This is a genomic window from Limnobacter parvus, from assembly GCF_024623725.1.
In the GTDB taxonomy this organism is placed as follows: domain Bacteria; phylum Pseudomonadota; class Gammaproteobacteria; order Burkholderiales; family Burkholderiaceae_B; genus Limnobacter; species Limnobacter parvus.
This window is the reverse complement of the sequence record NZ_JANKHG010000014.1, coordinates 322971-347071: the sequence shown is the minus strand read 5'-3', so window position 1 is coordinate 347071 and position 24101 is coordinate 322971. Positions and strand designations below refer to the sequence as shown.

Genomic DNA, 24101 nt, shown 5'->3' with positions numbered 1-24101 from the left:
CTTAGAGTGCCAGCTTTGCCTTGAACGCTGCTTCAAAACTTTCTTGTGTGTTGGTAAACGCCAAGAAGTCCAGCCCCTTCAAATCCTGGAAGTTTTTGCTTATCCCGATTTTTTCCAGAATACCGTGGGTAAAAATTTCGCCCACCATTGCACTTCCTCTGTAAAAAGGCATTGCATGGGCAAACACATACACAAATTTTGAAAGTGCGCTAACCGCACCAGGAGTGTCGCCTACATTGAAGCGGTCTACCGTTTGGTTGAAAAATTTAGAAGCTTCTGCTTCAAGCGTTTTAAAGTGTGTCGCGTTGGTGTGGCCCAGTCTGAAAGGAATTCTGTCCAAAGCAACGTTTCTCGACAACACAATCATTTCTGTTGTTGTTATGTCGTCACCAGTTTCAGTCGTATAGTGGTGCGAAAAATTAGCCAGCGTACTTTCTTCGCCAGTCAATTCGCCAATTTTCCCTTTCAAGAATTGGGTTAAAGCCACCATGTGCTCGGGATAGTTGTGGTCGTTCACCTCGGTGCTGGAGTGATTCCGCCTTATGCCGGTGTCAGGCTCCCGGTGTATTCCGAAATCCGCTTTTTTTGGGTCTTGGTGTATGTTAGCCAACTCATTTCGCATGTCGCCAAGCTTGGTCAATAGTTCGGGAAATCCGTTTTCTTCAAACCTGCTCTGTACAAGCGCAGACCCGCTCATCTGGCATTCAGAATAAGCGGTCTGTTTCTGTTGTGCAGTCAGCTCCACAAAGTCATCTTCATCATCACTAACAATTTCGAAATCATCCGAGCCGGATACTTCATTATCATCAAGATCAGAAGAATTCAGCAATTGTGTATACCTGCCCTGCAAAGAATTGGCACTGGATTGTCGACTCAATGGTTTGGCAACGTTCTGTGAATTCGGCACTGCTCGCGTTGGCAATGTGTCTGCAAGTGTTGCCGCGGCTTCTTCAAGCGCACTCAGCATAGGTTTTGCTTTTTCCGGGCCTTGCCGACTGGGCAAAATGCTTTCAGAGGACGAATGCGGGCGAATGGGTGAGGAAGGCAAAGTGGCGTACTCAAAAAGAAACATTAACCATTGAGTACCCACTGGCCGAGTGAAGGTTCATTCACATTGGCTGAGAACTCATGCTTTATCCATTCCCGTGTAAACTTCGAGCATTCAAGCCCTGTTCAAGCTGCATGCCAGAAATTACTGATTACACCGCCAAAGGCCTGTACAAACGCCTGCTTTCTTACAGCTTGCGGTATTGGCCCCTTTTTGCCACCTCGCTGGTTGCCTTGGTGTTTGCGGCAGTTACCGAGCCTTTGTTCGCCAGTTTGATGAAACCGCTGATTGACGAGAACTTCTCGGGTGAGCGCACGGAGATGGCCAAATGGCTCCCCGTAATAATTATTGTGTTGTTCTTGGTGCGGGGGCTGGCCACTTACATCAACGAATATTGCAGTGCCAAGCTTGCTGGCTTGGTGGTCCATGACCTGCGCTTTGACATGCTTTCCGGTATTTTGCGTTTCCCGAATTCTTATTTTGTTGAACAGCCCGCAGGCAAAATTATTTCTACAGTGTCCACGAACGTGGATGCCGTCACTGAGGCGGGTTTCAACATCATCACGGTGTTGATACGAGATGGCGCCATCGTCATCGGCTTGATGGCCATACTGCTGTACACCAACTGGCAACTCACCCTGATCTGTTTTGCCATATTGCCGCTGATCGCTATTGGCGTGTCGGTGGCGGCCAAGCGCTTGAACCGTTTCGCGCACAGTGCGCAAACTTCGCATGCTGATTTGGTTCAAAGTATTTCAGAAGTGATCGGTGCCCAGAAAATCATCAAGATTTACGGTGCACAACAAGTTGAAACCGAGCGCTTCATGAAAAGCGCCGATGAAATCATGAAGTCGCGGGTGAAACTGGTCGCCACCAGCGCGGCCAACTCGGCAATTGTGCAGTGGATTCTCGCTGCGGCTGTGGCTGCCGTGGTGTACTTCGCCGGAATTCTGGCTGAAAGCGACAGCATGACGGCTGGCGATTTTGCATCGTTCATGACCGCGATGATGATGCTGCTCGCCCCAGTGAAACGCCTTACCAATATTAATCAGCAGTTGCAAAAGGGCCTCGCTGCTGCCGACAATGTGTTTCGTGTGGTCGACCGCCCGATCGAAAATTCCAGCGGTACCCACAAAACCGACCGCGCCTTGGGCTACATTGAATTCAACAACGTAAGCCTGACTTTTCCTGGCGCAGAAGTGGCCACCCTGAACAACATCAATTTGTGGGTGAAGCCCGGGCAAACTGTGGGTATTGTTGGCGTTTCAGGCGGCGGCAAATCAACCCTGATTAATTTGCTGCCCCGATTTCTGGACCCCACAGATGGCACTGTAAAGCTGGACAGTGTTGATTTAAAGCAATGGGACTTGCAGTGCCTACGCAGGCAAATTGCAGTGGTTACTCAGGAAAGTCATTTGCTGAACGACAGCGTACGCAACAACATTGCCTACGGTGAAATGCGTGGCGCCAGCGATGCTGCTATTCTGGAAGCCGCCCGCATGGCCAATGCTTTGCCCTTTATTGAAAAGCTTGAGCATGGATTGGATACCATGCTGGGCGACAACGGCTTGCGGCTTTCTGGTGGGCAGCGCCAGCGAATTTCAATTGCCCGGGCATTCCTGAAAAACGCGCCTATCCTGATACTGGATGAAGCCACATCCGCCCTCGATTCCGAAGCTGAACGTGAAGTTCAGGAAGACATGGAACGCCTGCGCCATGGGCGAACCACCTTGGTGATTGCCCACCGCTTGTCGACCCTAACCACAGCCGATTTCATCATTGTGCTGGACCAAGGCCAATTGATTGAACAGGGTACCCACCCTGAGTTGTTGACCAAACAAGGTAAATATCATTATCTTCATTCGATTCAAAACCAAAATACTGAAAACTCCAAGTAATATTGATTTGACGTATTTATACAGAATCCCGTTCGCTGCCAGCGCATAACTTATTTAATGCCTGCAGCTTATTAATTATTTTATACAAGCAACTTACGTCCTTGAACAGCCACAAAAGTTGGTGAAAATGACACGTGTTGATATAGCCACTATTGCTTTATTCCTGAACAAATAATTATGCCCAAAGTCTACATTGACGAATTTGTAGGAATTTCCAACCGCCTCGAGGCTTTGCCTTTGGCTTTCGCCATTCAGAAGCAATATGGTCACGAAATAATACTGGATTGGAGTGAGCTGGACTCTTTCAGCGTCGAAGGCACTCGGCAGGCCAAAATAAAACCATGGCATAAACTGGGTGCAAGGCGTTTGCGGGATTGCTCGCTCTCGGAATTTCGCGAACTGTCCAAAGAAAATGTTATTTGTCGGTCACTGGATGGCCCTTCAGAGTATCTGGATCAAGTTTATCTTGAGGTTGCTGCGCGCGTTAAGGCCGCCACGTTTGTTGTAGATGGCATTGTCAGCGCGTTTGAAAAACACAGCCATCGCCCAGTGATTGGCGTGCATGTGCGGCAGGGTGATTACCAGCTGGTTGAGGATGCGGTTTATAGCATCAACACCCAGTACCCGGCAGTACCCGTGTGGTGGTATTACGAAGCCATGCACAAAGCGCGCGAGATCCAACCAAACGCAATTTTCTTTCTGGCTCACAATGGCAGTGCAAATACATTGGCAAGGCTGTTTGACGAGTTCGATGTATTTCAACTCGATTTACAGTCGCCGTACAAATACAAAGGCACGGATCATGCGTCTCGAGTCAATCCTGTCGCTGATTTGTTCGCCTTGGCATGCTGTCCAACCCTGTTGGCCACACCGTTTTCAGGTTACTCGCACTGGGCTGCCAATGTGTTGGGAAAGCCGACTACTGCGATAGTTCCTGTTCCGGGTTGTACGTCTGCAGAGCCGAAATTCGCTCGCCTGGATTTGTATGGCAAGCGTTTTAAGGTTTGGAGAATCGACGCATCCAGAAACGGGGGCCACGTGGAAATGTTGGACGATGGCTGGTCTGGTGTGGATTTGGCTCGCACAGCGGATTTAAGCTGGATAAAACCCAGCGCTTGAATTCAGTTCGTCATGATTGCAAACGGTCGACGGCCTGGATCACCACGTCTGTAGGAATGGCCTTCAGCAAACGCGTGGTGTTATCGGTGTCAATGCTGTCGGGGTGGGGAAGCGGTCCAAAATCGCCCGCATAAATTACGGTGGCCCTGTCAGACCAAGGTCGCCATTCCTGTACCCAAGAAGGCCCAAACAAGGCCACCTGAGGCACATTCAACGCAGCCGCCATGTGCATGGGGGCTGAATCAACGCCTACATAAAATTTGCTTAGCCTCAAAAAGGCTGCCAGCAAGGGCAGACTCATTTTCCCGCCCACATTCACCAGCTTGCTGGAGCCATCATCGCCAAACTTGGCCCGCGCAAGGTGTTCAATTTCCGCAGTCATGGCCACTTCAACCGGGTCGGGGCTGCAGGTTAAAACCACATGCAAACCCTTGTTTAACAAGTGTACGACAACGTCCGCAAACTTCTCGTCTTCCCAGCATTTAAACGGCCAGCGGGCGGCTGGGTGTATTAGTACGAACGGGCCATTCACGCCATGCTCGTTCAGCAGGCGGTCAGCCAATTCAAGGTTTTCCGGGCTGGGGCGCAACACCATTTCGCCACGAACACTGTGAGGGTTCACGCCAAGGGCTTGAAGGCACAGCAGGTTTAATTCCACTGCGTGCGCTTGCCCACGGGGCGGGGGTGCAATTCTGTGGTTGAAACAGGCATGCCACAGCGGCTTGTCGCGCTTTGCGTAAGCCATTTGTACACGCACAGGTGCTTTTGAAAAACCGGCCAGCAGCGCACCAACCCACTGGTCAGTTAAATGTACCACTGCGTCGTACTTGGTGTTTCGAACCTGAAACACCAAACCAAGCTCGGCTTTCAGGCGAGCGAAGCCTTTCAGTTTCCGGTCAATGCACAGCACCCGGTTCAGGTGTGGATTGTTCTGTAACAGGGGCGTCGTTTCCTTGTAAATCAGGGTGTCCACCTGCACTCCAGGGAATTGGTCATACAGCGCTTGGTAAAGCGCTGTGGTCAACAGCACATCGCCGTGGTGCCTCAGTTTGATCACCAGAATTTTTTTCAAGGTGTTCCAGCCAGTTGTGGTTTAGAGTGAATTCACGCCCATGTGCGCGCAGGTACACATTAAACTGCGACCTATTGGGCGTGAATATAGACGGTCCAAGCTTACCAATTTAGCCCATCACCACAAATGACCAGTATTTTCTTCTCTGAAAGTTCCAGACATACCGGCGGTCAAAAGCGGCAGTTGCTGGATCAGGCCGTGGGTTTGAAGGCCAAAGGATACACGCCCTACATTTTGTGCAGGCCGGGTAGCCGAATTTCTCAAGATGCTTACCAACTGGGGTTGAAAGTGGAGTTTGTGGAGTTTCGAAACGCCTTGCATCCGCCCAGCATGCTGCGATTCGCCGCTTTGCTTCGACAGCACAAGCCTGTGGCAATTGTGTGCCACAGCAACAAGGATGCAAATTTATGTTCAATCAGCGTGCATGCCTTGGCAAAAATGGGTTTGCTCAAGCCGCGCCCTACATTGATTAGAATGCACGATGGACTGGCCAACCAAGCAACAGCATTTACTTACAACAATCTATTTGATCAATGCTTTGTTGCCAGCCAAGCACTGAAAGACCAGTTGGTTCAAACCAAAGCGGTGCTGCCCGACAAAATTGGTGTGCTTTACCCGGTTGTTGACTTCGAAAATATTGTGGCTTTGGCCGCGCTTGAATTGCCCGATGATTTGGACTGCCAGTTGAACGACTTGCAACAACGTCCTGTTGTTGCGCATGTCGCCTCGTTCCGCGTTGAGAATGGTCACAGTTTTATGTTGCAAGTGGTGAAGGCACTGCTGCCCCGATTTCCAAATTTGCTTTACATGGCTGCAGGTGAAGGAGAAACCCGCCAAACCATTGAAACAGAAGTACACCGTTTGGGTTTGACCAAGCATGTGGTGTTGCCTGGGCTGGTGAATCCAGTGGCGCCGTTAATCAGGCGTGCCGATGTGCTGGTGATGCCTTCCAGCTACGAGCCCCTTGGCATGCGGCAGATCGAGGCATTGGGCCTTGGCGTACCCGTCATCGTCAGCAATGTGGGCGGTTTGCCTGAAACAGTGCAAAGCGGTGTAACCGGGTTCGTATGCCCTGCACCCTATGCGCCAGGTGCCTGCGACGCCTGGGTAAAAGCTTTAAGCGATACTTTGGCAGAGCCACAAAAAGCGCGGAACATGGCTGACCGTGGTCGCCAAACCGTAGTCGCCAAGTTTGGCAAGCAAAGCAATATCGATGGTTTGGTAGGCACCATTCAAACACCACGCCTGGGCCGTTCGTGATGGCGGGTACTCAGCGAGTTGGCTTGTGGTTTGGGGCGGGGCTCGAAAGCGCGTTGGCCGCACGTGCGGTATTAAACGAACTGCAAGCGGAACGCCCGGGCGCAGGCTGGGTGTTGTTTGGTCCTCGAAGCAGCCTTTTTCTTTTTGAAATGGACGACCGCGTGGCAGTTTACATTCCGCTGCGCGCTTTGGAGCCACGCCGTTCTGCCCAGTCCCGGCTTTCATACTTTCTGGAAAAACGTGCTCAATTTAAAAAGCTGCGCGGGCTGCAACTGAATGAATGCTTTGGCGTGTCTTTGTTGTCGGGTGGGTCGACCAGTCAATCAAGCAACTACCAAAAAATCGAACACACGCAGTTTAAGCATGTTCAACGCATGTTGGGTGTAGGTGGTCGGTTTATCGAACGTGAGTTGTCTGTGTTTCTGGCAGCTGAGCGCCCTTTGTTGGAAGCTGGCCCACAGGCGCTAGCCTTTGCCACTCAATATCACCGCAAGATAAACCCTGCTCATCTCAAGGTTTTGGTTTTGTACAATGCGGCCGAAGGTGATCTTGAATTTTCAGCAAACACACAGCTTGATGTGCAAACCATTCCGTTTCCAAATCAACAAGCCAGTGTTTTAGTCGCTGTGATTACAAATGGCGACCGCCTGTTGGCGCGGCAACTGGTGCAAAAACATCCAGACTGGCTTCAAGTGGACTATGCGCAGGCAATGGGCTTGATTGCTTACGCGGATCGAGTGATTTCAAACTCTGAAGTGGTAACCCGGATTTGCCAGGAAATGGGTCGGCAAGATCGTATTTTGTTGGGTAAAAGTAACAGTGAGATCGGCGCCCAAGCAGGGGTAGCGCCGCCATCTGCAATTTGATGTTTCTGTTTGCCTAGTTTTTTGAATCACAAGGCTTTTAGGGGCTCTGCGGACTTTTTTAACGGCTTTCCGATAGTCCAAAACCATGTGGGCAATCGATTTTACCTGTTGCACGTCAGCGACAAAAAAAGCCCTTTACCGATTCTCACACCATGATTTGGTTGGTTGCCCCTAGGGTCCACGTGTACATTGTCTCTCGTGCCGCTAGAAATGGCGGCAAAGATTCAACCAACACTAATAAGGGTGAAATATGAACAAGAAGCTAGTAGCTGCTGCTCTGGGCCTGGCATTTGCCGCTCCAGTATTTGCTGATTCATCAAATGTAACTTTGTACGGCCGTGTGCACACTTCAGTTGTTTCCCAAAGCAACGACATCGTTAACGGCGGCGCATCGCGCTTTGACGTTGAAGGTGTTTCTTCACGCTTCGGTATCCGCGGTGTAGAAGATCTGGGTGGCGGTTTGAAGGCCATTTTTGGTTACGAACAGGGTTTCGATTCTGACGACGGCGATTTTGCTGTTAACGGCGCAGCTGGTACAGCTTCAGCCACCGCCCGCAATGCATATGTAGGTCTTGACACCCCAACCTTCGGTAAGTTCTCTGTAGGTCGTCTGGACGGCGCAATTTCTGCTCCTCTGTACAATCAGATTTTCAAGGGCATTAACCACATCAACCACGATGGTGGTACTGCTCAATTCGCATCAAGCCGCGCCGATACATTGCGTGGTAACCAGCGCGTTTCCAACGCCTTTGGTCACAGCATCAATGTTGGCACAGTTCAAATTGATTCACGTTTGTCGCTGCAAGGCCCAGGCGCTGCACCAAACGCTTCGATCAATGGCGAGCAAGGTGTACGTAACTTCTCTATCGCTGCAACCACAAAAATTGGTGGTTTGGACATCGGTGGTGGTTACGAGCGTGACGACTACACAGTTCAAGCTGCAGAAGCAGGCGCTTTTGAAGATCGTATCCAGTTTGTAGCTGGTTACCAGTTCGGCAACCTGCGTGTTGGCGGTACTTTGGCTCAAAACACATACCAGCAAGCTCAGTTTGACGACGAAACTGAACTCGGTTTGTCTGCCAAGTACAAATTGACTGCCAATTCAAGCATCATCGGTAACTACTTCACACGTGATGACGCACCTTTGTCAGCAATCGCTGGTCAACAAGTTGAACGTGATCAGTTCCAAGTGGGCTACACATACGACTTCAGCAAGCGCACAATGACCTACGTGATGTTTGACCGTTTGGAAGCCAACAGCACAGTTGCGCAAAACGAACGTGACGCCATCATCGCTGGTATCCGTCACAACTTCTAATTCAGCGCCAGGCTAGCCTGGTTTGAATGAAAAGTTTGAGAAAGCCACCTTCGGGTGGCTTTTTCTATTTCGGCAAGTTATTCTTCAACCTGCCTACCATCTTTTATTAGTCTTATTATTCATGCCAAAGAAAACCCTACGCAGTCGAATTCAAAAAATTCTGCGTCAAATTCAGTTTGCATTCATCAAGTTTGGCTTTAGCAATTACCGAAATATATTCATTCAATATCAGCCTGACTCGAAAGTTCATTTCGACCAACACTCGGAATTCGAGCAACTTTCGCAGAAATTCACCGCTGAAAATCAAAAGAACAACGGGGGCGATATTTCTCGACTCTGGAGTTTAATGCTGAACTTGAAGCAGCTTGAGGAACAGGGGGTGCAAGGTGATTTTGCAGAGCTGGGCGTGTGGCGGGGCAACACCGCAGCGGTGCTGGCGCATTACGCAAAACAACAAGGCCGACAGGTATTTTTGTTTGATACATTCGAAGGTTTTAACGCCAACGATTTGAAAGGTGTTGACCAAAAGCATGTTGAAGGTGCATTCCAGAATACCAGTGTTGAATTGGTAAGGAGCATTGTTGGCCACGTGGACTGTAGCCACATTGTTCAAGGCTATTTTCCGGAAAGTTTACAGCCTGAACATGCCGAAAGAACTTATTCCGCAGTTAGTCTGGATTGTGATTTGTATGAACCGATGAAAGCTGGTTTGGCGTTTTTCTATCCAAGAATGCCCAAGGGAGGAATTTTCTTTTTGCACGATTATTCCAGCCATTATTGGCCTGGTTCCAAGCAAGCCATTGACGAGTTTTGTGCGGAACATGGCGTATACATCGTTCTAATGCCTGACAAATCAGGAAGTGCTTTTTTTAGAAAACAGTAAGCTTATTTAATTCTCAAAAATTTTAAATCCAATTATTATTCTATGAATTCAGCAACTTTAAGTACCGACAAAATATTGACCAAGGCCGCGACGCTGGCCTTCGAAAATGACCCGGTGGTTTCAACAAGCCTCGATATTGGTTCTGGTTCCGGTGCCTTAATTGCGTTGGTCCGCGAAAAAGCCCCTTCTGCGCAAACTTATGCCTGCGATTACATTGATTCTTTGATGGAATTGAAAGATCAATCTGTTCAAGTCGCAAACTTGAATGAAGATTCTTTGCCTTATGGTGACAATTTATTTGATTTGGTAACCTGTACAGAAGTGGTCGAGCACCTGGAGAATTATCACCGACTGATCAAAGAAATTGCTCGGGTCTTAAAGCCAGGCGGGCTTGTTGTGATCAGTACGCCAAATATTTTGAACCTGCAGTCACGCTTGCGCTTTTTTAAATACGGTTTTTGGAATTTGTTTGGTCCGTTGCCTGTGGGGCGTGCGGAGCGCTTTTCAACAGTGGGGCACATTACACCGGTGTCTTATTTCTATCTTGCGCATGCTTTGGCTGAATGTGGATTCAAGAATATCAAGGTCGATTTCGACAAGGCACAGCGTTCGGCGATACCCAAGTTGATTGTCTTTTGGCCTTTGATCGCGTTGGCCACCTATTTTGCTTCTGGCAAAGAGCGAAAAAAATACAAAACAATTGATTCCTCGAATGAGGAGTTTGTTGAGAAGGTTAATTCATTGAAAATGCTGCTCGGCCGAACCATCGTGGTTCGTGCCGAGAAATAGAACGAATATGCTGGTTTATTGCAGGTTCATGTCCAGTTGAACACCGCACAGTGTGCTGCTGTAACGTGTGGCACTTCCGCTGTCGCTCATGCAACCCAGCGAGGTGGTTTGCAGTTGGTTCTCTGACACTTTCAAACCGAAAAACAAATCGGGGCGTTTGCTGTCTGCATCACGACTTAACTTGAACACCCAGTCGCCGGTGCCCCATTGGGCGCTTGCGGGCGCACGGCTGCGGTCTTGACCAAGCTTGAATCCATACCCTAGGCCGCCGTTTTCAGCGCTGGTCCAACGGCCCCATTTGCTTAAGGGACTTTGGCTGTCAAGTGTCAGGGTAACGCCGCCAGCCTGGGCGCTTGCCAATGCTGGCATTAGGGCAATGCATATGCAGAGCAGTATATTTTTCATGTTATTGGTCCCTTCAACAGCGTCAATTCAAGCATTTTGAGCTGTTCCGCATGTAAGGTCTTAATTATGCGCGTAAACCCGGACTGTACAAAGCACAAGCAAGGGGTAAATATCCCCTTTAAACTGTTGATTTGAATCAGTTATTCTTATGTTTCCAATGACCGTTTAAAGCAATTTTTTGATTAAAAACAATAGGTTTCAGGGCTTAATTCTGAAGTCGCTTTAAACCCAGTTTTTCAAACAGCTTGGTGTCTCGTTCCAGTTCCGGGTTGTCTGTTACCAACAGTTTTTCGCCGTAGAAAATGGAGTTGGCACCCGCAAGGAAACAAAGCGCTTGCGTGCTCTCGTTCATGTCTTCACGGCCTGCGGACAAACGCACAAAACTTCGGGGCATGGTGATTCGCGCAACTGCGATGGTGCGCACGAAATCGAGTGGGTCAATTTCTTCGTTTTCGGCAAGTGGCGTGCCTTCTACCTTCACCAAATTGTTAATAGGCACACTTTCTGGTGGCTCGGCCATGTTGGCCAGCTGGGCGATCAAGCCTGCCCGTTGGCTTACGGTTTCACCCAAGCCCACAATACCGCCGCAGCACACTTTGACGCCGGCGTCGCGAACATGTTCTAGTGTGTCCAAACGGTCTTGGTAGGTGCGGGTGCTAATAATATCGCCGTAAAAGTCGGGCGAGGTGTCCAGGTTGTGGTTGTAGTAGTCCAGCCCAGCTTCTTGCAACTGCTTGGCTTGGCTTTCTTTCAACATGCCCAGGGTTACGCAGGTTTCTAGGCCCATGGCTTTTACCGCGGCAACCATTTCACCCACGGCTTCAACCTGGTGGTCTTTCGGGCTGCGCCAGGCGGCACCCATGCAAAAGCGAGTTGCGCCTTTGTCTTTGGCGGCTTGGGCGGCTTTCAATACTTCATCAATGGGCATCAGTTTTTCAGCTTCAACGCCAGTGTTGTACTTGGCAGATTGCGGGCAGTAGCCGCAATCTTCAGGGCAGCCGCCAGTTTTAATCGACAGCAAGGTTGAAAGCTGCACGGTGTTGGCATCGAAGTGTTCGCGGTGCACTTGTTGGGCTTTGAACAGCAGATCGTTGAACGGCAAGGCGAACAGGGCTTCAATGGCCTCGATGCTCCAGCGTTGCGTGTTGTCGGCGGGTGGGGCTGCTTTTTTGTTTTCAACCCAGGTAATTTGGCTTTCCATGTGCTTCCTTCAGAACAATTCGCTTCCGGGGCTGGGTGCATTCATGCTGCCCCAGCGTTGTAATACATGCATCAGTGTTTGGTAGGCGTTTTCAAGTGTTTCGGGCGCGGTGCAATAGGGTGGCACCCAATACACGGTGTTGCCCAGGGGGCGAACCACAATGCCCAGTTCAAGAAACGTTTGGCGTATCCATTGGCTTGCGCTAGAACCATACTGACTGTGACTGGATTTTAGCTCAAAGGCCGCCACGGTGCCGCATACCCGCGGGTTTTCAATCCGGGGGTGGCACGCTAGGGTGGGTAGCCAGCGTTGGTGGGTGGCTTCAATGCGCTGAATATTTGCCCAGGTGCTTTCTTCATCAAATAAAGCCAGGCTGGCCAGGGCGGCTGCGCAACCCAGTGGGTTGGCGGTGTAGGAATGGCCGTGCAGCAGGGCGTGGCTTACTTGATCACTCAAGAACGCATCGAACACAGGCTGGCTGGTCAGGGTGGCTGCCATGGGCATGAAGCCGCCGGTCAGGCCCTTGGAAATACAAATGATGTCGGCTTGCCCGCCAAATTGGGCCACCTGCTCGGCGGCAAACAGGGTGCCGGTGCGGCCAAAGCCTGTGAACACTTCATCGAATATCACCAGCACGCCTGCGGCTTCACAGCGCTTGCACAATTCCGCCACATGGGCTGGGCGCATGAAGCGCATGCCGCGGGCGCCCTGAATCAGCGGCTCAATCACCAGGGCTGCAATTTCACTGGCACTGTGCGCCAACAGCTGGTCTAGCGCGGCCAGGGCGTCGTCTTCGGTGCAGGCACACCCCCCGGTGGGAATGAAATCAACTGAAAACAGCCACGAGGCAAACGGGTCATAAAAGCCGCTGGACTTGCCTGTTGCCATGGCCCCGAAGGTGTCGCCGTGGTAGCCGCCTTCTAACGCAACAATTCGTTTTTTATCGCTTGCCCCTTTGTTCTGCCAATACTGAAAAGCCATTTTCAGGGCCACTTCAATGGCAGTCGACCCGTTGTCGGAGTAGAACACCTTGGCCATGGGGGCAGGTGCGTGCTGAATCAGCTTTTCAGCCAGCAGCGCGGCGGTTGGGTGGGTAACACCGGCAAACATCACATGTTCAAGTTCGGTGGCTTGCTTGGCAATGGCCTGCGCAATGACCGGGTTGCTGTGCCCATGAATGTTCACCCACCAGCTTGAAACAGCGTCGAAATATTTGTTGCCCAGTGCATCAAACAAAAATTCATTTTCTCCGCGCACCACGGCAAGGGGCGGTGCGGCTGTTTGCATTTGTGTGAACGGATGCCAGCAATATTGGGCGTCCAGTTCTAGCAGTTCGGTGTGGGTAAGTTGTTTCATCACAGTGCTGCGTTACAGGCTTTCAAGTGCACGTACCATGCGTTCTGGCATGCTGAACTCGGCTAGCGCTTTCGGGCTTGTGTCACTGAACAAAGGCAGTTCAGCCAATACAGGCACCTCGCCAAAATGTTCAATGGCTTCGCGGTTGGCGGCATTGCTCAACCGGCCTTGTTCGCCGACCATCACCACGCCCAACACAGGCACGCCAGCGGCTTTCAACGCCTGTAGCGACAAGCAAGTGTGGTTAATGGTACCAAGGCCGCTGCGGGCCACCAGCAGGGCGCAACTGCCCAAGTGTTTCATCAGGTCGAGCATGGTGTCACGCCAGTTCAGCGGCACCATGCAGCCGCCAGCGCCTTCCACCACCAAGCGCTGGGCCTGTGGCAACGCAAAATCGCTGAGCTGAATTTTAATGCCATCGATGTCAGCGGCTTGGTGCGGCGACAAGGGCTTGCTTAAACAATGGGTTTCCGGGTGAACCAATGCGCCGCTCAGGTACGCAACCTGTTGGCTGTCTGTGCCGCCGTCAAGCCCGCTTTGCACCGGCTTCCAGTAATCGGCCTGCCAGTGTTTGCACAGCCAGGCACTGGTGATTGTTTTTCCAATGCCGGTGTCGGTTCCCGTAATAAACACGTGTTTCACGGCCGTTCCAGGTAGTAAAAACCGATGTGGTAGTTCATGGTGCAACCTTCACCCAGCGCTGAAAGTACTTTGCGCAAATTCACTGGGGTGTGGTTTACGCGGGGCTGGTCTGCACCGATTGCACGCAGGCTGCGCGCAAATGAAAGACCATCAGGGTGGTGGTCCAGAAAATCTTTGGTGTGGTGGGCGGTGTTGGCGGCAATGCCCTCGGCCACCAGCGTGTGCATGATGTCTTGCAAATCTTCGTGGCTGGGCAATTGGCGCAAACCGCTTTTTTGGTCGGTGTCTTCGTGCGCGGTTTCCCACGCCTGAAACGAACCATCCAGCAGCACGCTGAACGCCACGGTGTTGGACACCGAAAGCCATCTGCGAATGGCTTCTTCAAGGTTGCTGAACCACTGGGCGCACATGCCGGAAATTAACAGGGAATGATTCGGAATCCACAGGTGTTCAACTGCCAGTTCCTCGCCATTGATTAAATGGGTGTGCAAACGCTCTGTGGGGTATTTGCGCTTGAGTTCAGTCAGCATACCTTGCGCCAAATCCACGGCATGAACTGCGCTTTTCGGAAATTTGTTCAACAAGTACTCAGACAAAAATCCGGTTCCGCTGCCTACATCCACGCAAGCCTTGGGTTCGAAAGGGGCAGGTAACATTTGCTCAAGCCATTGGCACAGGTGCTGGGCTGAATGCTTTTGTACGCGGGCATGGTGGTCGTAATCGCGCGCAGCATCGGAAAATCGTTTCGATGCGGTCCATGCAATGTTCGATTTACGCGGCACAACGGGTTCAGTCATTTGAAAGCAGTGTGGGTGTTAGTGCTGGCTTAGCAAAGGCAACAAGGTGTCAGTATAACGCGCAGGGGCACTTGCAAACTCGGCGTGGTTTGACTGCAGCTGGTACAAGGCGCGGCTTTGATTGCCCAGCGCCGTGCTGAAGCAGGCTTGCGCCAGTTGCAGCGGCACAATGTGGTCCGCTTCGCTGGCCCAGCCATGAAAATCTGCGCCATGTTCAAGGGCTTTTTGAAGTGCCATCGCCGTATTCATGGTTTGCAGGCTGCGCAAGTCTGCAAGCAAGGTGGGTTCATCAAGCTTTGCCCAAGGCGCGCTGTGCCCGCAGCGCAAGTGGAAATCGGCAAGTACCTCGGCCATGTTCTGTTCTGCTTTCTGGATCATTCGGGCCAGAACACGGGGTGATGTGCCTTCAGGTTGATCTGGACTGCTAGTGAAGTGTGTGAATCCGTGCAAGCTGAACAGGCTGTGCCAGCGCACCGAAAAGTCCAATAACTTCGACAACCCCAGCGAATGCCCCAAACCCAGCCAGGGCACCTCGGCATGGGCAAGTACCAAGCTGTGCAGTGCTTCAGCAGGGTGGTGAAGCCATTTGCCTTCGGTTTGAATCATCAGGCCAGCCTTGCCTTGGTCGGGAAAATAGCCTGCTTCAAGGCAAACAAACAGCGTTGTGTTTCGCAGTTGCAAGGGCAGGGTGTTCAGAAAAGCATCAAAAAACCGGTGGTTGTAACCCCAGCCGTGGGCCATTAGCAGCACTTGAGTAATTTCAGGCTGTTTCATGCGGCTACTTTCCAATTGGCCAAGGCTTGCAGCAATTGTGCATACACTTTCGCGCTGTGGCCCGTGTTCAGTGCCAAGCGAACTCGCGCCGCATTGGGCGGCACAGTGGGTGGCCGCACGGCCGATGTACGAATGCCTGCTTGCTGCAAGTGGCTTTTCAGTTCAAGGCAGGCGGTGTTGCTGCCCACCACCAGCGGCACAATGTGGGTGTTTGATAGGCCTGTATCGAACCCCAGTTCATGCACTTGCGCGCGCAGTTGTTCGGCGGCAGTGTGCAGGGCAGCACGCTCGGTATTCAAGTCCGGAATAATTTCCAAAGCTTTGGCCACTGCACCGATCACAAAAGGCGAGGGCGCGGTGGAATACACAAAGCCCGTACAGCGGTTCACCAAGTACTGTTTGAATATTTCACTGCACGCAATGTAGGCTCCGCTAACGCCCACCGCTTTGCTGAAGGTGCCCATGACCACCCAGTGCCCCAATGCTTTCAGTGCATCGATTGCCGGGTGTTGTATTGCGCCCAAGCCTCTACCTTGGGGGCCCCACACACCGGTGGCGTGGGCTTCGTCCAGGTACACCACTGCTTGGTGTTGAAGGGCAGTTTCAGCCAGTAGTTCAATCGGCAGCAAATCGCCTTCCATGCCGAATACGGTTTCTGTGGCAATGATTTTTGGCTGTCTGGATTCAATATGTTTACTCAGCAATTCAGCCAAGTGCGCCATGTCGTTGTGACGAAATCGAATTTGCTTCACCCCCGCCAGTTGGCAAGCGTGGTGCAGGCTGGCGTGGTTCAAACGGTCGGTGAACACCAGGGGCTCAGTGCCACCAACCACGCCACTCCACAGGCTTTTGTCCAATAGTGCGGCCAGTCCGCTGGCGTTGGCTTGGTAGCCGCTTGAAAATACCAATGCGGCTTGTGCATTTTTAAATTGTGCAACTTGTGCTTCCAGTGCTTCAAAACAGTCCAGGTTGCCCGACAACAAACGCGAACCTGTGGCCCCTGCGCCATATTGTTTTGCACAGGCATGGCCTGCTTCAACAATGTCGCTGCGCTGGCTTAAGCACAAATAATCGTTGCTGGAAAAGTCGAATTGGCGTTGGTCCAAAGGGCAGGGCAACAACACCCGCTTCAGGCTTTGTTCGGCCAGAAGATCAAGGCGCTGTTGGCTGGCATCGCTAAGGTACATGGCTGTTCAGGTCAAAATAATGTCGTAGTGTTCTTGCACAAACAAATTATCGACTTGCAGGGTAATTGGCTTGCCCACGAATTCTTCCAGCATCCCCAAGTGCTGTGCTTCTTCTTCCAGAAACAGGTCGATCACGGCTGGGCTGGCTAGAATGCGGAATTCTTTGGGGTTGAACTGGCGGCTTTCCCGCACAATTTCCCGCATTATTTCATAGGCCACGGTTTGTGCAGTTTTTACCTGCCCTTTGCCTTGGCAACTTGGGCAAGGTTCACACAACAAATGCGCAAGGCTTTCGCGTGTGCGCTTGCGGGTCATTTCTACCAAGCCAAGCGCGGAAAATTCGGTAACGCTGGTGCGGGCACGGTCACGGTCCAGGGCCTTTTGCAGTTCAGCCAGCACAGCTTTCTTGTGTTCTTCGGTGCTCATGTCGATGAAGTCGATCACAATGATTCCACCCAGGTTGCGCAGGCGCAGTTGGCGGGCAATGCTGTGCGCAGCCTCCAGGTTGGTTTTGAATATTGTTTCCTCAAAATTGCGCGCACCGATGTAGCCGCCAGTGTTTACATCGATGGTGGTCAGCGCCTCGGTTTGATCAATAATCACGTAACCACCCGATTTCAAATCAACCCGACGGCCCAAGGCTTTCTGAAGCTCGTCTTCAATGTTGTAAAGCTCGAACAGCGGGCGTTCGCCTTGGTGCAGTTGCAAACGGTCTTTGGTTTCGTGTGCGTAGGTTTCAGCAAAGGTCAGCAGGTTTTTTAAGGTCTCTTTGGAGTCGATTAAAATCGCTTGCGTTTCTGTGCTGACCAAATCGCGTACCACGCGTTGCGCCATGGTCAGGTCTTCATAAATCAGGCTGGGGGCCGGTTTGCTGCGGGTCAGCTCCAGCATCTCGCGCCAGCGAGTGCGCAGGTAATTCACATCGGCAGTCAGTTCGTCATCGTTCGCTTCTTCGGCGTGGGTGCGAATAATAAAGCCACCGGTGTTTTCAGGCAGCAAACGGGTCAGCTTGGCGCGCAATTCTTCGCGCTCGCCTTCGTTTTCAATGCGCTGTGAAACCCCAATGTGTGGGTCTTGTGGCAGGTGCACCAGCATGCGGCCTGCCAGACTAATTTGCGTGGTTAGCCGCGCGCCCTTGGTGCCCAAGGGGTCTTTACTCACCTGCACAATGATGGTTTGCCCTTCAAACACCATTTTTTCGATGGCGGGCGGCGGGTTGCCATTCTGTTTCGATTGGTGGTGGTTGTAGGTGCGGTGTTCCCACAGGTCGGCCACATGCAAAAATGCAGCGCGTTCCAGCCCAATGTCGACAAACGCAGATTGCATGCCGGGCAGCACACGCACCACTTTGCCCAGGTACACATTGCCCACAATACCGCGGGTCGACGTGCGCTCGATATGTAGTTCTTGCACAGCACCATGGTGAACAACGGCCACGCGCGTTTCCTGCGGTGTCACATTCACCAGTATTTGTTCGTTGATCATCTGTTGCTTCTTTGGGTATTAATCGATTCTTGTCGCAGCTTACTTATTACTTAGGCCGCTGTTTGGATATGGCGCATCAATTCGCTGGTTTCAAACAGTGGTAAACCCATGATGCCAGAATGACTGCCTGAAATGTGACGAACGTATTGCCCCGCGATACCTTGAATGCCGTAAGCACCCGCTTTGTCGAAAGGTTCGCCGCTGGCAATGTAGGCATGGATGAAAGTTTCCGGGAGCGTTGCAAATTCCACATGGGAAGTTTGTACAGTGTTTTTACTGGCTGTGTTGCGGCCAATGGCATTCAACCACGCACCTGCCACAGCGGTGTGCACCTGGTGGGTGGTATTGGACAAGCTGCGCAGCATTTGAAATGCTTCCGCATCGTTTTGGGGTTTGCCGAGAATGGTGCCGTTCAGGGCCACCGTGGTGTCAGCAGCCAGCACCAGTCCACTTAATTGTTGCATACGCATGGCTGCTAGTGCCGCATTCAGTTTCAGCTGGGTGACGCGTTGTACGTACAGCAAGGGGTCTTCGTTTTCAAAGGGGGCTTCCAGCGCTTCGGCCTCTGGGCTGTTCTGTGCCAGAAACACGCGCACTTGTAAACCAAGGGTTTGAAGCAATTCAAGCCGGCGCGGGCTGCGGGAAGCAAGCCAAATTTGGGTAGGCATGCCGCTTTGCTCAGGACGAAGGGGTTTTGTCATTGGTGTGCGAGCGAGAATTTATTCTCGGTGATACGGATGCCCAATGGTAATGGAAAATGCGCGGTACAGCGCTTCCACCAACAACACACGCGCCAGCGCATGGGGCAGGGTCAGGTCGGAAAGCCGCCACATGCCCTGGCATTGCTGTTTCAGGTTTTCATCCAGGCCATCGGCACTGCCAATCAACAGGCACAGGGTTTCGCTACTGTTGTGCCATTTTTGAAGATGCTCTGCCAAGACTTTGCTGGTGTGGCGTTCGCCCCGTTCATCCAGCGCAACCACGCGTGCGCCGCTGGGTATGGCCGCGCGAATGCGCTCGGCTTCCTTTGCGAGAATTTGGTCCACGGGTTTGCGCGCAGACCGATCTTCAGGTTTCAGTTCTTTGATGGTCAGTTTCCAGTCGTTCGGAAAACGCTTTTGAAACTGATCGACGGCAAGTTGGGCCCACGGCTCAATTTTGTGAGACAGGGCGATGACGTGGATTTTCAAGGATGAAACAAATGATTAATTGTATTGGCTTGAGTAAGCTTCGGCCTGCTGCGGGAAATAGTCCACACCTGGCATGGGTTTGCTCAAGCTGTGCGGGTTCAGTTTAACGCGCACTGGCTTGTCACCCCAAATTTCTTCGAGGTTGTAGTATTCGCGAATGGCCGGCTGCATCAGGTGCACCACCACATCGCCCAAGTCGACCAGAACCCATTCGCCCGTGTCTTCACCTTCGGTACTGAAAACTTCACCGCCAGCTTCCTTGGTTTTTTCGCGAACATTGTTCGCCAAAGCGCGGGTTTGGCGGTTTGAGGAGGCCGAGGCAATGACCACTCGGTCAAAAACACCAGTTAGGTGGGTCGTGTCGAAGATGGCGATGTCTTGTGCCTTGATGTCTTCGAGGGCGTCAATCACGACGCGCTGCAGTTTACGCAATTCCATGCAATTCCAAAGGTTTGTTAATTGCCTGAATTCTAACAACTTTCAGGGCTGGGCGCGACCATAAACTGGGTGCTCTGTAAGGTACTTGTACACGGCGGTTGGCAGGCAGGCTTCCAGCGTGAAGCGTGCAGTTTCGGCCAATTCCGCATTGGGCGAGGCCAGCAGCTCGAACTGCCTGCGAATTTGGGTAGAGCTGATATTCACGCTTGGCATCGGTATGCGAAACAGGCGGTCTTGCAGCAAGTGTCGTTTTAAAGCCTCGGGTACCTTAAAGTCGCCCCACTGCGTGCGGTCAACCACGCCAATTCGAGCGTAATCAAACAGGCTTTGCCAGTGCTTCCAGCTCGTCAAGTTGGCCAGCTGATCAGCACCAATTACGAAAGAAAACTTGTCGTCGGGGTACTTTTCGGAAAATTTCTCCAGTGTATCAACGGTGTAGGTAGGCCCAACATGTTCAATTTCAAAGGGTTCTACGCGCCAGGAATGCACGCCGTCAATGGCCAGTTCAACGAGTTTTTTACGAATGTCGGTAGGTGCAAGCTCGGCGTTTGGCTTTTGCCAGGGCTGGCCAGCAGGCATAAACCATACTTCATCTGCCATGCACTGGGCCTGGGCCGAGCGCGCCATCTGCAAATGCCCCATGTGGATGGGGTTGAACGTACCGCCGATGATGCAGATTTGCCGATTGGGCATGGCTTAAACCGATAGCCAGTCGCGGTCCACCAAAAACTCGGTGTACAAGCGTGCCTCGGCGCTGCCCGCCTCGGGTTGCCAGTCATAGCGCCACTTCACTTGTGGGGGCATGCTCATTAAAATGGATTCGGTGCGCCCGCCGCTTTGCAGGCCGAACAGGGTGCCCCGGTCGAACACCAAATTGAATTCCACGTAACGCCCACGGCGGTAGGCTTGAAAGTCGCGCTCACGCTCGCCGTATTGCATATTTATGCGGCGTTCAACGATGGGTAAGTAGCCTTTCAGAAAAGCATCACCCACACTGCGGGTCATTGCAAAACTTTGCTCGAACCCCAGTTCGGAAAAGTCATCGAAAAACACACCGCCCACGCCACGGGGTTCTTTGCGGTGTTTTAAATAAAAGTATTCATCGCACCAGCTTTTGAACTTGGGGTGGTATTGCGCACCGAATGGGTCAAGCGCATTTTTGCAGCTTTGGTGAAAGTGCTTGGCGTCTTCTACAAAGCCGTAATAGGGCGTCAAATCCATGCCGCCGCCGAACCACCACACTGATTCACCTTCCACTGTAGTGGCTGCGAACAAGCGCACATTCATGTGCACGGTGGGCACGTAGGGGTTGCGGGGGTGAAACACCAGTGAAACGCCCATGGCTTCGAAACTGGCAGCGGCCAGGCCTTGGCGGCTGGCTGTAGCCGAGCCTGGTAGTTTGTCTCCCATCACGTGGCTAAAATTCACGCCGCCACGTTCAAGCAGGCTGCCTTCTTCCAGCACGCGGCTGCAACCGCCACCACCCTCCGGGCGTTCCCATGAATCATTCAAGAAAGCTTTGCTTTCAAACTGACCAATGCCTTCAATAATGCTGGCTTGCAAGCCTTGAAGGTACTGCTTTACTTGGTTCAGCTCGGTGGGCGTCATGCTTGCAAAAATCCTTGTTTATTTTCAATTCACTTTCTATTGATGGCGCGGTAACCAATGTCGCTGCGAAACTGCATGCCATCAAAGCTAAGGGTGTCGATCAATTCATAGGCTTTGGCCTGGGCTTGGCGCACGGTGTCGCCCAAGGCGGTGGCGCACAACACGCGCCCGCCAGAAGTTACAGCCTTGCCGTTTTTTTCTACCGTGCCAGCATGAAACACAACTGCGTCGTCGCTGGCTTCGCCGCGTAGTGTAATTTCATCGCCAGTGCGCGGGGTTTGTGGGTAGTTGTGTGCAGCAATCACCACACCCAGCGCGGTACGGCGGTCCCATTCGGCTTCCACTTTGTCGAGCGTGCCATCAATGGCATGGTCAAGCAAATTCACGAAGTCGCTTTTCAAGCGCATCATAATGGGCTGTGTTTCAGGGTCGCCCATGCGGCAATTGAATTCAAGTACCTTGATGTCGTTTTTGTCGTCGATCATCAGCCCGGCGTACAAAAAGCCGGTGTACACCAGGCCGTCTTTTTTCATGCCGGCAATGGTGGGGTAAATTACTTCACGCATTACGCGGGCGTGCATGGTGGGGGTTACCACCGGGGCGGGGCTGTATGCACCCATGCCGCCGGTGTTGGGACCTTGGTCGCCATCCAGCAGGCGCTTGTGGTCTTGGCTGCTGGCCATGGCCAAGGCGTTTACACCGTCTACCATCACAATAAAACTGGCTTCCTCGCCTTCCAGAAATTCTTCAACTACCACGCGTGAACCCGCGCTGCCCATGCTGTTGCCCAGCAGCATGTCGTCGATGGCTTGGTGCGCTTCGTCCAGGCTCATGGCCACAACCACGCCCTTGCCTGCAGCCAAACCGTCGGCCTTGATTACGATGGGCGCACCCTTGGCATTCACGTAATCGTGGGCCTTGGCCGCATCGGTGAAGGTTTCATATTCAGCGGTGGGAATTTTGTGGCGTTTCATGAACGCTTTGGCGTAATCCTTCGAGCTTTCCAGTTGCGCAGCCAGCTTGGCCGGGCCAAAAATACGCAGACCACGCTGGCGAAACAGGTCAACCACGCCAGCGGCCAGTGGGGCTTCTGGCCCAACCACAGTTAAGTGCACTTGTTCTTTCTCTGCAAAGTTGGCCAGCTCACCTAGATCGCTGATGGCAACGTTTTCCATTTTGGTTTCCAGGGCGGTGCCGCCGTTGCCAGGGGCCACGAACACTTTCGTTACGCCTGGGGTTTGGCAGATGCGCCACGCCATGGCATGTTCACGGCCACCTGATCCAATCACCAAAATTTTCATGTTCGCTGTGCTCCGTTTTATTCGTTGATGATCACGTTGGTGTAAACCTGTTGCACATCATCCAGGTCTTCCAGCATGTCAATAATCTTTTGCATTCGAACTGCATCATCGCCTTCCAGTTCAGTTTCACTGGCAGGCTTCATGGTCAATTCAGCATTCTCAAACTTCATGTTGGCTGCTTCAAATGCGGTTTTCAAGGTGTGGAATTCTGGCACGGGGCAGGTGACTTCGATCACGCCGTCTTCGGATGTAACAACATCATCACCACCGTTTTCGAGTGCTAGTTCCATGATGGCGTCTTCACTGTGGCCGGGTGCAAAAATAAACTGACCACAGTGCTTGAACATGAACGAAACCGATCCATCGGTGCCCAAATTGCCGCCGTGTTTGGTCAGCGCGTGGCGAACTTCGGCCACTGTGCGCACTTTGTTGTCGGTCATGCAGTCGATAATCACTGCCGCACCGCCCACGCCATAGCCTTCATAGCGAATTTCCTCATAGTTCACGCCCTCGGCTTCGCCAGTCGCCTTGGCAATGGCGCGCTGCACATTGTCCTTGGGCATGTTGGCATCAGCCGCTTTTTCAATGGCCAGGCGCAAGCGCGGGTTAACAGCCACATCGCCCCCGCCCACGCGGGCTGCCACGGTCACCTCACGAATGATTTTGGTCCACACCTTGCCGCGTTTTTCATCCTGGCGGTTTTTGCGGTGTTGAATGTTGGCCCATTTACTGTGTCCTGCCATGGCTCACTTTCTGTTGTTGAATCAAAGAGGTGCGATTTTATCATTACCCTGCACCCGCCGTATTGCCCTGAAAGGATTCCACAGCGATAATCTGCGCGGGTATTGGACTTTTACATTTGTATACAATTTTTCAGGAGGCAACGTGAGTTTGCTCAAAGACTTCAAGGCGTTCGCAGTAAAAGGCAATGTGGTTGACTTGGCGGTGGCAGTGATAATCGGTGGCGCATTCAGCGGCATTGTGAAAAGCCTGGTTGACGATGTGATTATGCCAATCGTGGGCCGTATTTTTGGGAGTCTCGACTTCTCTAACCTGTATTTGCCCCTGGCAGATCTTCCTGCTGGCATTGAGCCCACTTTGGCTGCTGTTAAGGCGGCCGGCGTGCCTGTGCTTGCGTACGGCAGTTTCATCTCCGTATTGATCAACTTTTTCATTTTGGCTTTCATTATTTTCATGATGGTGCGCCAAGTTAGTAAATTGACCGCAGCGCTGGTTCGTGAGGAAGCTGCTACGCCTGCCGCCCCGCCGCCCACGCCAGAGGATGTTCTTTTGTTGCGTGAAATTCGTGACGCCTTAAATAACAAGTAAAAACAAGTCCTGAATTAGGTTGGCTTCTCCGGATCCGCAGTAGTACAATTGCAAGCTGAATCTGGAGAGTGACTAGCGCGCATTTGCGCTGGTTCGCCGAAGGCGCAATCCCCATGAACGCTCAGGCTTCAGTAC

At 52.1% G+C, this 24101-nt stretch carries 25 protein-coding genes; 8 read left to right on the top strand and 17 right to left on the bottom strand.

What is annotated here, in order from left to right; translation table 11 throughout:
* Position 1 precedes the first annotated feature (1 nt).
* Positions 2-1072 (bottom strand): hypothetical protein, encoded by a 1071-nt coding sequence (locus tag NSP04_RS03940; RefSeq protein ID WP_257511026.1) that lies wholly within the window; start codon positions 1070-1072, stop codon positions 2-4.
* Between the two features lie 56 nt (positions 1073-1128).
* On the opposite strand from NSP04_RS03940, the gene msbA reads away from it, so the two are divergent.
* Positions 1129-2946, top strand: a complete 1818-nt coding sequence (gene msbA, locus NSP04_RS03935) for a lipid A export permease/ATP-binding protein MsbA (RefSeq protein ID WP_257511025.1) — start codon at positions 1129-1131, stop codon at positions 2944-2946.
* A gap of 177 nt (positions 2947-3123) precedes the next feature.
* The gene (locus NSP04_RS03930; RefSeq protein ID WP_257511024.1) at positions 3124-4065 is read left to right on the top strand and encodes an O-fucosyltransferase family protein; all 942 of its coding nucleotides are present in this window, start codon (positions 3124-3126) and stop codon (positions 4063-4065) included.
* A 10-nt stretch (positions 4066-4075) separates the two neighbouring features.
* Here NSP04_RS03930 and rfaQ read toward each other — a convergent pair whose 3' ends face one another.
* Positions 4076-5137 carry a putative lipopolysaccharide heptosyltransferase III gene (gene rfaQ, locus NSP04_RS03925; RefSeq protein WP_257511023.1) on the bottom strand — a complete coding sequence of 354 codons (1062 nt, stop codon included), beginning with the start codon at positions 5135-5137 and terminating at the stop codon, positions 4076-4078.
* A 126-nt stretch (positions 5138-5263) separates the two neighbouring features.
* On the opposite strand from rfaQ, the gene NSP04_RS03920 reads away from it, so the two are divergent.
* The 5 genes from NSP04_RS03920 (at position 5264) to NSP04_RS03900 (ending at position 10253) form a co-directional block, all read left to right on the top strand.
* Positions 5264-6397: a glycosyltransferase family 4 protein gene (locus NSP04_RS03920; RefSeq protein WP_257511022.1), complete on the top strand. Its 1134-nt coding sequence runs from the start codon at positions 5264-5266 to the stop codon at positions 6395-6397.
* On the top strand, positions 6397-7263 hold the full coding sequence (locus NSP04_RS03915) for a hypothetical protein (protein ID WP_257511021.1): 867 nt from the start codon (positions 6397-6399) through the stop codon (positions 7261-7263). Before NSP04_RS03920 ends, NSP04_RS03915 begins: the two co-directional genes overlap by 1 nt.
* A 250-nt stretch (positions 7264-7513) precedes the next feature.
* Positions 7514-8581, top strand: coding sequence for a porin (locus NSP04_RS03910; protein WP_257511020.1), 1068 nt, complete (start codon positions 7514-7516; stop codon positions 8579-8581).
* A 121-nt stretch (positions 8582-8702) separates the two neighbouring features.
* Positions 8703-9464, top strand: coding sequence for a TylF/MycF/NovP-related O-methyltransferase (locus NSP04_RS03905; RefSeq protein ID WP_257511019.1), 762 nt, complete (start codon positions 8703-8705; stop codon positions 9462-9464).
* A gap of 9 nt (positions 9465-9473) precedes the next feature.
* The gene (locus NSP04_RS03900; RefSeq protein WP_257511219.1) at positions 9474-10253 is read left to right on the top strand and encodes a class I SAM-dependent methyltransferase; all 780 of its coding nucleotides are present in this window, start codon (positions 9474-9476) and stop codon (positions 10251-10253) included.
* Positions 10254-10268: 15 nt separating this feature from the next.
* Here NSP04_RS03900 and NSP04_RS03895 read toward each other — a convergent pair whose 3' ends face one another.
* From NSP04_RS03895 to NSP04_RS03825, 15 genes are all read right to left on the bottom strand, one after another.
* Positions 10269-10622 carry a hypothetical protein gene (locus NSP04_RS03895; protein ID WP_257511018.1) on the bottom strand — a complete coding sequence of 118 codons (354 nt, stop codon included), beginning with the start codon at positions 10620-10622 and terminating at the stop codon, positions 10269-10271.
* Between the two features lie 241 nt (positions 10623-10863).
* A complete protein-coding gene (gene bioB, locus NSP04_RS03890; RefSeq protein WP_257511017.1) occupies positions 10864-11859 on the bottom strand; it encodes a biotin synthase BioB in 996 nt (331 codons plus the stop codon).
* Positions 11860-11868: 9 nt separating this feature from the next.
* Positions 11869-13215 (bottom strand): adenosylmethionine--8-amino-7-oxononanoate transaminase, encoded by a 1347-nt coding sequence (bioA, locus tag NSP04_RS03885; RefSeq protein ID WP_257511016.1) that lies wholly within the window; start codon positions 13213-13215, stop codon positions 11869-11871.
* A gap of 12 nt (positions 13216-13227) precedes the next feature.
* Entirely contained in the window at positions 13228-13857 is a 630-nt protein-coding gene (bioD, locus tag NSP04_RS03880; RefSeq protein WP_257511015.1) for a dethiobiotin synthase, read from the bottom strand.
* Complete coding sequence (locus NSP04_RS03875) at positions 13854-14654, bottom strand: methyltransferase domain-containing protein (RefSeq protein ID WP_257511014.1); 801 nt, start codon at positions 14652-14654, stop codon at positions 13854-13856. The genes bioD and NSP04_RS03875 overlap by 4 nt, the downstream gene beginning before the upstream one ends.
* An 18-nt stretch (positions 14655-14672) precedes the next feature.
* Positions 14673-15428 carry a hypothetical protein gene (locus tag NSP04_RS03870; protein ID WP_257511013.1) on the bottom strand — a complete coding sequence of 252 codons (756 nt, stop codon included), beginning with the start codon at positions 15426-15428 and terminating at the stop codon, positions 14673-14675.
* Positions 15425-16615 (bottom strand): aminotransferase class I/II-fold pyridoxal phosphate-dependent enzyme, encoded by a 1191-nt coding sequence (locus NSP04_RS03865; protein WP_257511012.1) that lies wholly within the window; start codon positions 16613-16615, stop codon positions 15425-15427. Before NSP04_RS03865 ends, NSP04_RS03870 begins: the two co-directional genes overlap by 4 nt.
* Before the next feature lie 6 nt (positions 16616-16621).
* A complete protein-coding gene (gene rng, locus NSP04_RS03860; protein WP_257511218.1) occupies positions 16622-18097 on the bottom strand; it encodes a ribonuclease G in 1476 nt (491 codons plus the stop codon).
* A gap of 53 nt (positions 18098-18150) precedes the next feature.
* Positions 18151-18801 carry a Maf family protein gene (locus tag NSP04_RS03855; RefSeq protein WP_257511011.1) on the bottom strand — a complete coding sequence of 217 codons (651 nt, stop codon included), beginning with the start codon at positions 18799-18801 and terminating at the stop codon, positions 18151-18153.
* 18 nt (positions 18802-18819) lie between these two features.
* The gene (rlmH, locus tag NSP04_RS03850; protein ID WP_257511010.1) at positions 18820-19290 is read right to left on the bottom strand and encodes a 23S rRNA (pseudouridine(1915)-N(3))-methyltransferase RlmH; all 471 of its coding nucleotides are present in this window, start codon (positions 19288-19290) and stop codon (positions 18820-18822) included.
* Between the two features lie 15 nt (positions 19291-19305).
* Entirely contained in the window at positions 19306-19728 is a 423-nt protein-coding gene (rsfS, locus tag NSP04_RS03845) for a ribosome silencing factor (RefSeq protein WP_306815223.1), read from the bottom strand.
* A gap of 42 nt (positions 19729-19770) precedes the next feature.
* Positions 19771-20421, bottom strand: coding sequence for a nicotinate-nucleotide adenylyltransferase (nadD, locus tag NSP04_RS03840; RefSeq protein WP_257511009.1), 651 nt, complete (start codon positions 20419-20421; stop codon positions 19771-19773).
* 3 nt (positions 20422-20424) lie between these two features.
* Positions 20425-21336 carry an oxygen-dependent coproporphyrinogen oxidase gene (hemF, locus tag NSP04_RS03835; RefSeq protein ID WP_257511008.1) on the bottom strand — a complete coding sequence of 304 codons (912 nt, stop codon included), beginning with the start codon at positions 21334-21336 and terminating at the stop codon, positions 20425-20427.
* A gap of 29 nt (positions 21337-21365) precedes the next feature.
* A complete protein-coding gene (gene purD / locus NSP04_RS03830; RefSeq protein ID WP_257511007.1) occupies positions 21366-22637 on the bottom strand; it encodes a phosphoribosylamine--glycine ligase in 1272 nt (423 codons plus the stop codon).
* A gap of 17 nt (positions 22638-22654) precedes the next feature.
* Entirely contained in the window at positions 22655-23380 is a 726-nt protein-coding gene (locus NSP04_RS03825) for a YebC/PmpR family DNA-binding transcriptional regulator (protein WP_257511006.1), read from the bottom strand.
* 142 nt (positions 23381-23522) lie between these two features.
* On the opposite strand from NSP04_RS03825, the gene mscL reads away from it, so the two are divergent.
* Positions 23523-23966, top strand: a complete 444-nt coding sequence (gene mscL, locus NSP04_RS03820; RefSeq protein WP_257511005.1) for a large conductance mechanosensitive channel protein MscL — start codon at positions 23523-23525, stop codon at positions 23964-23966.
* Positions 23967-24101 lie beyond the last annotated feature (135 nt).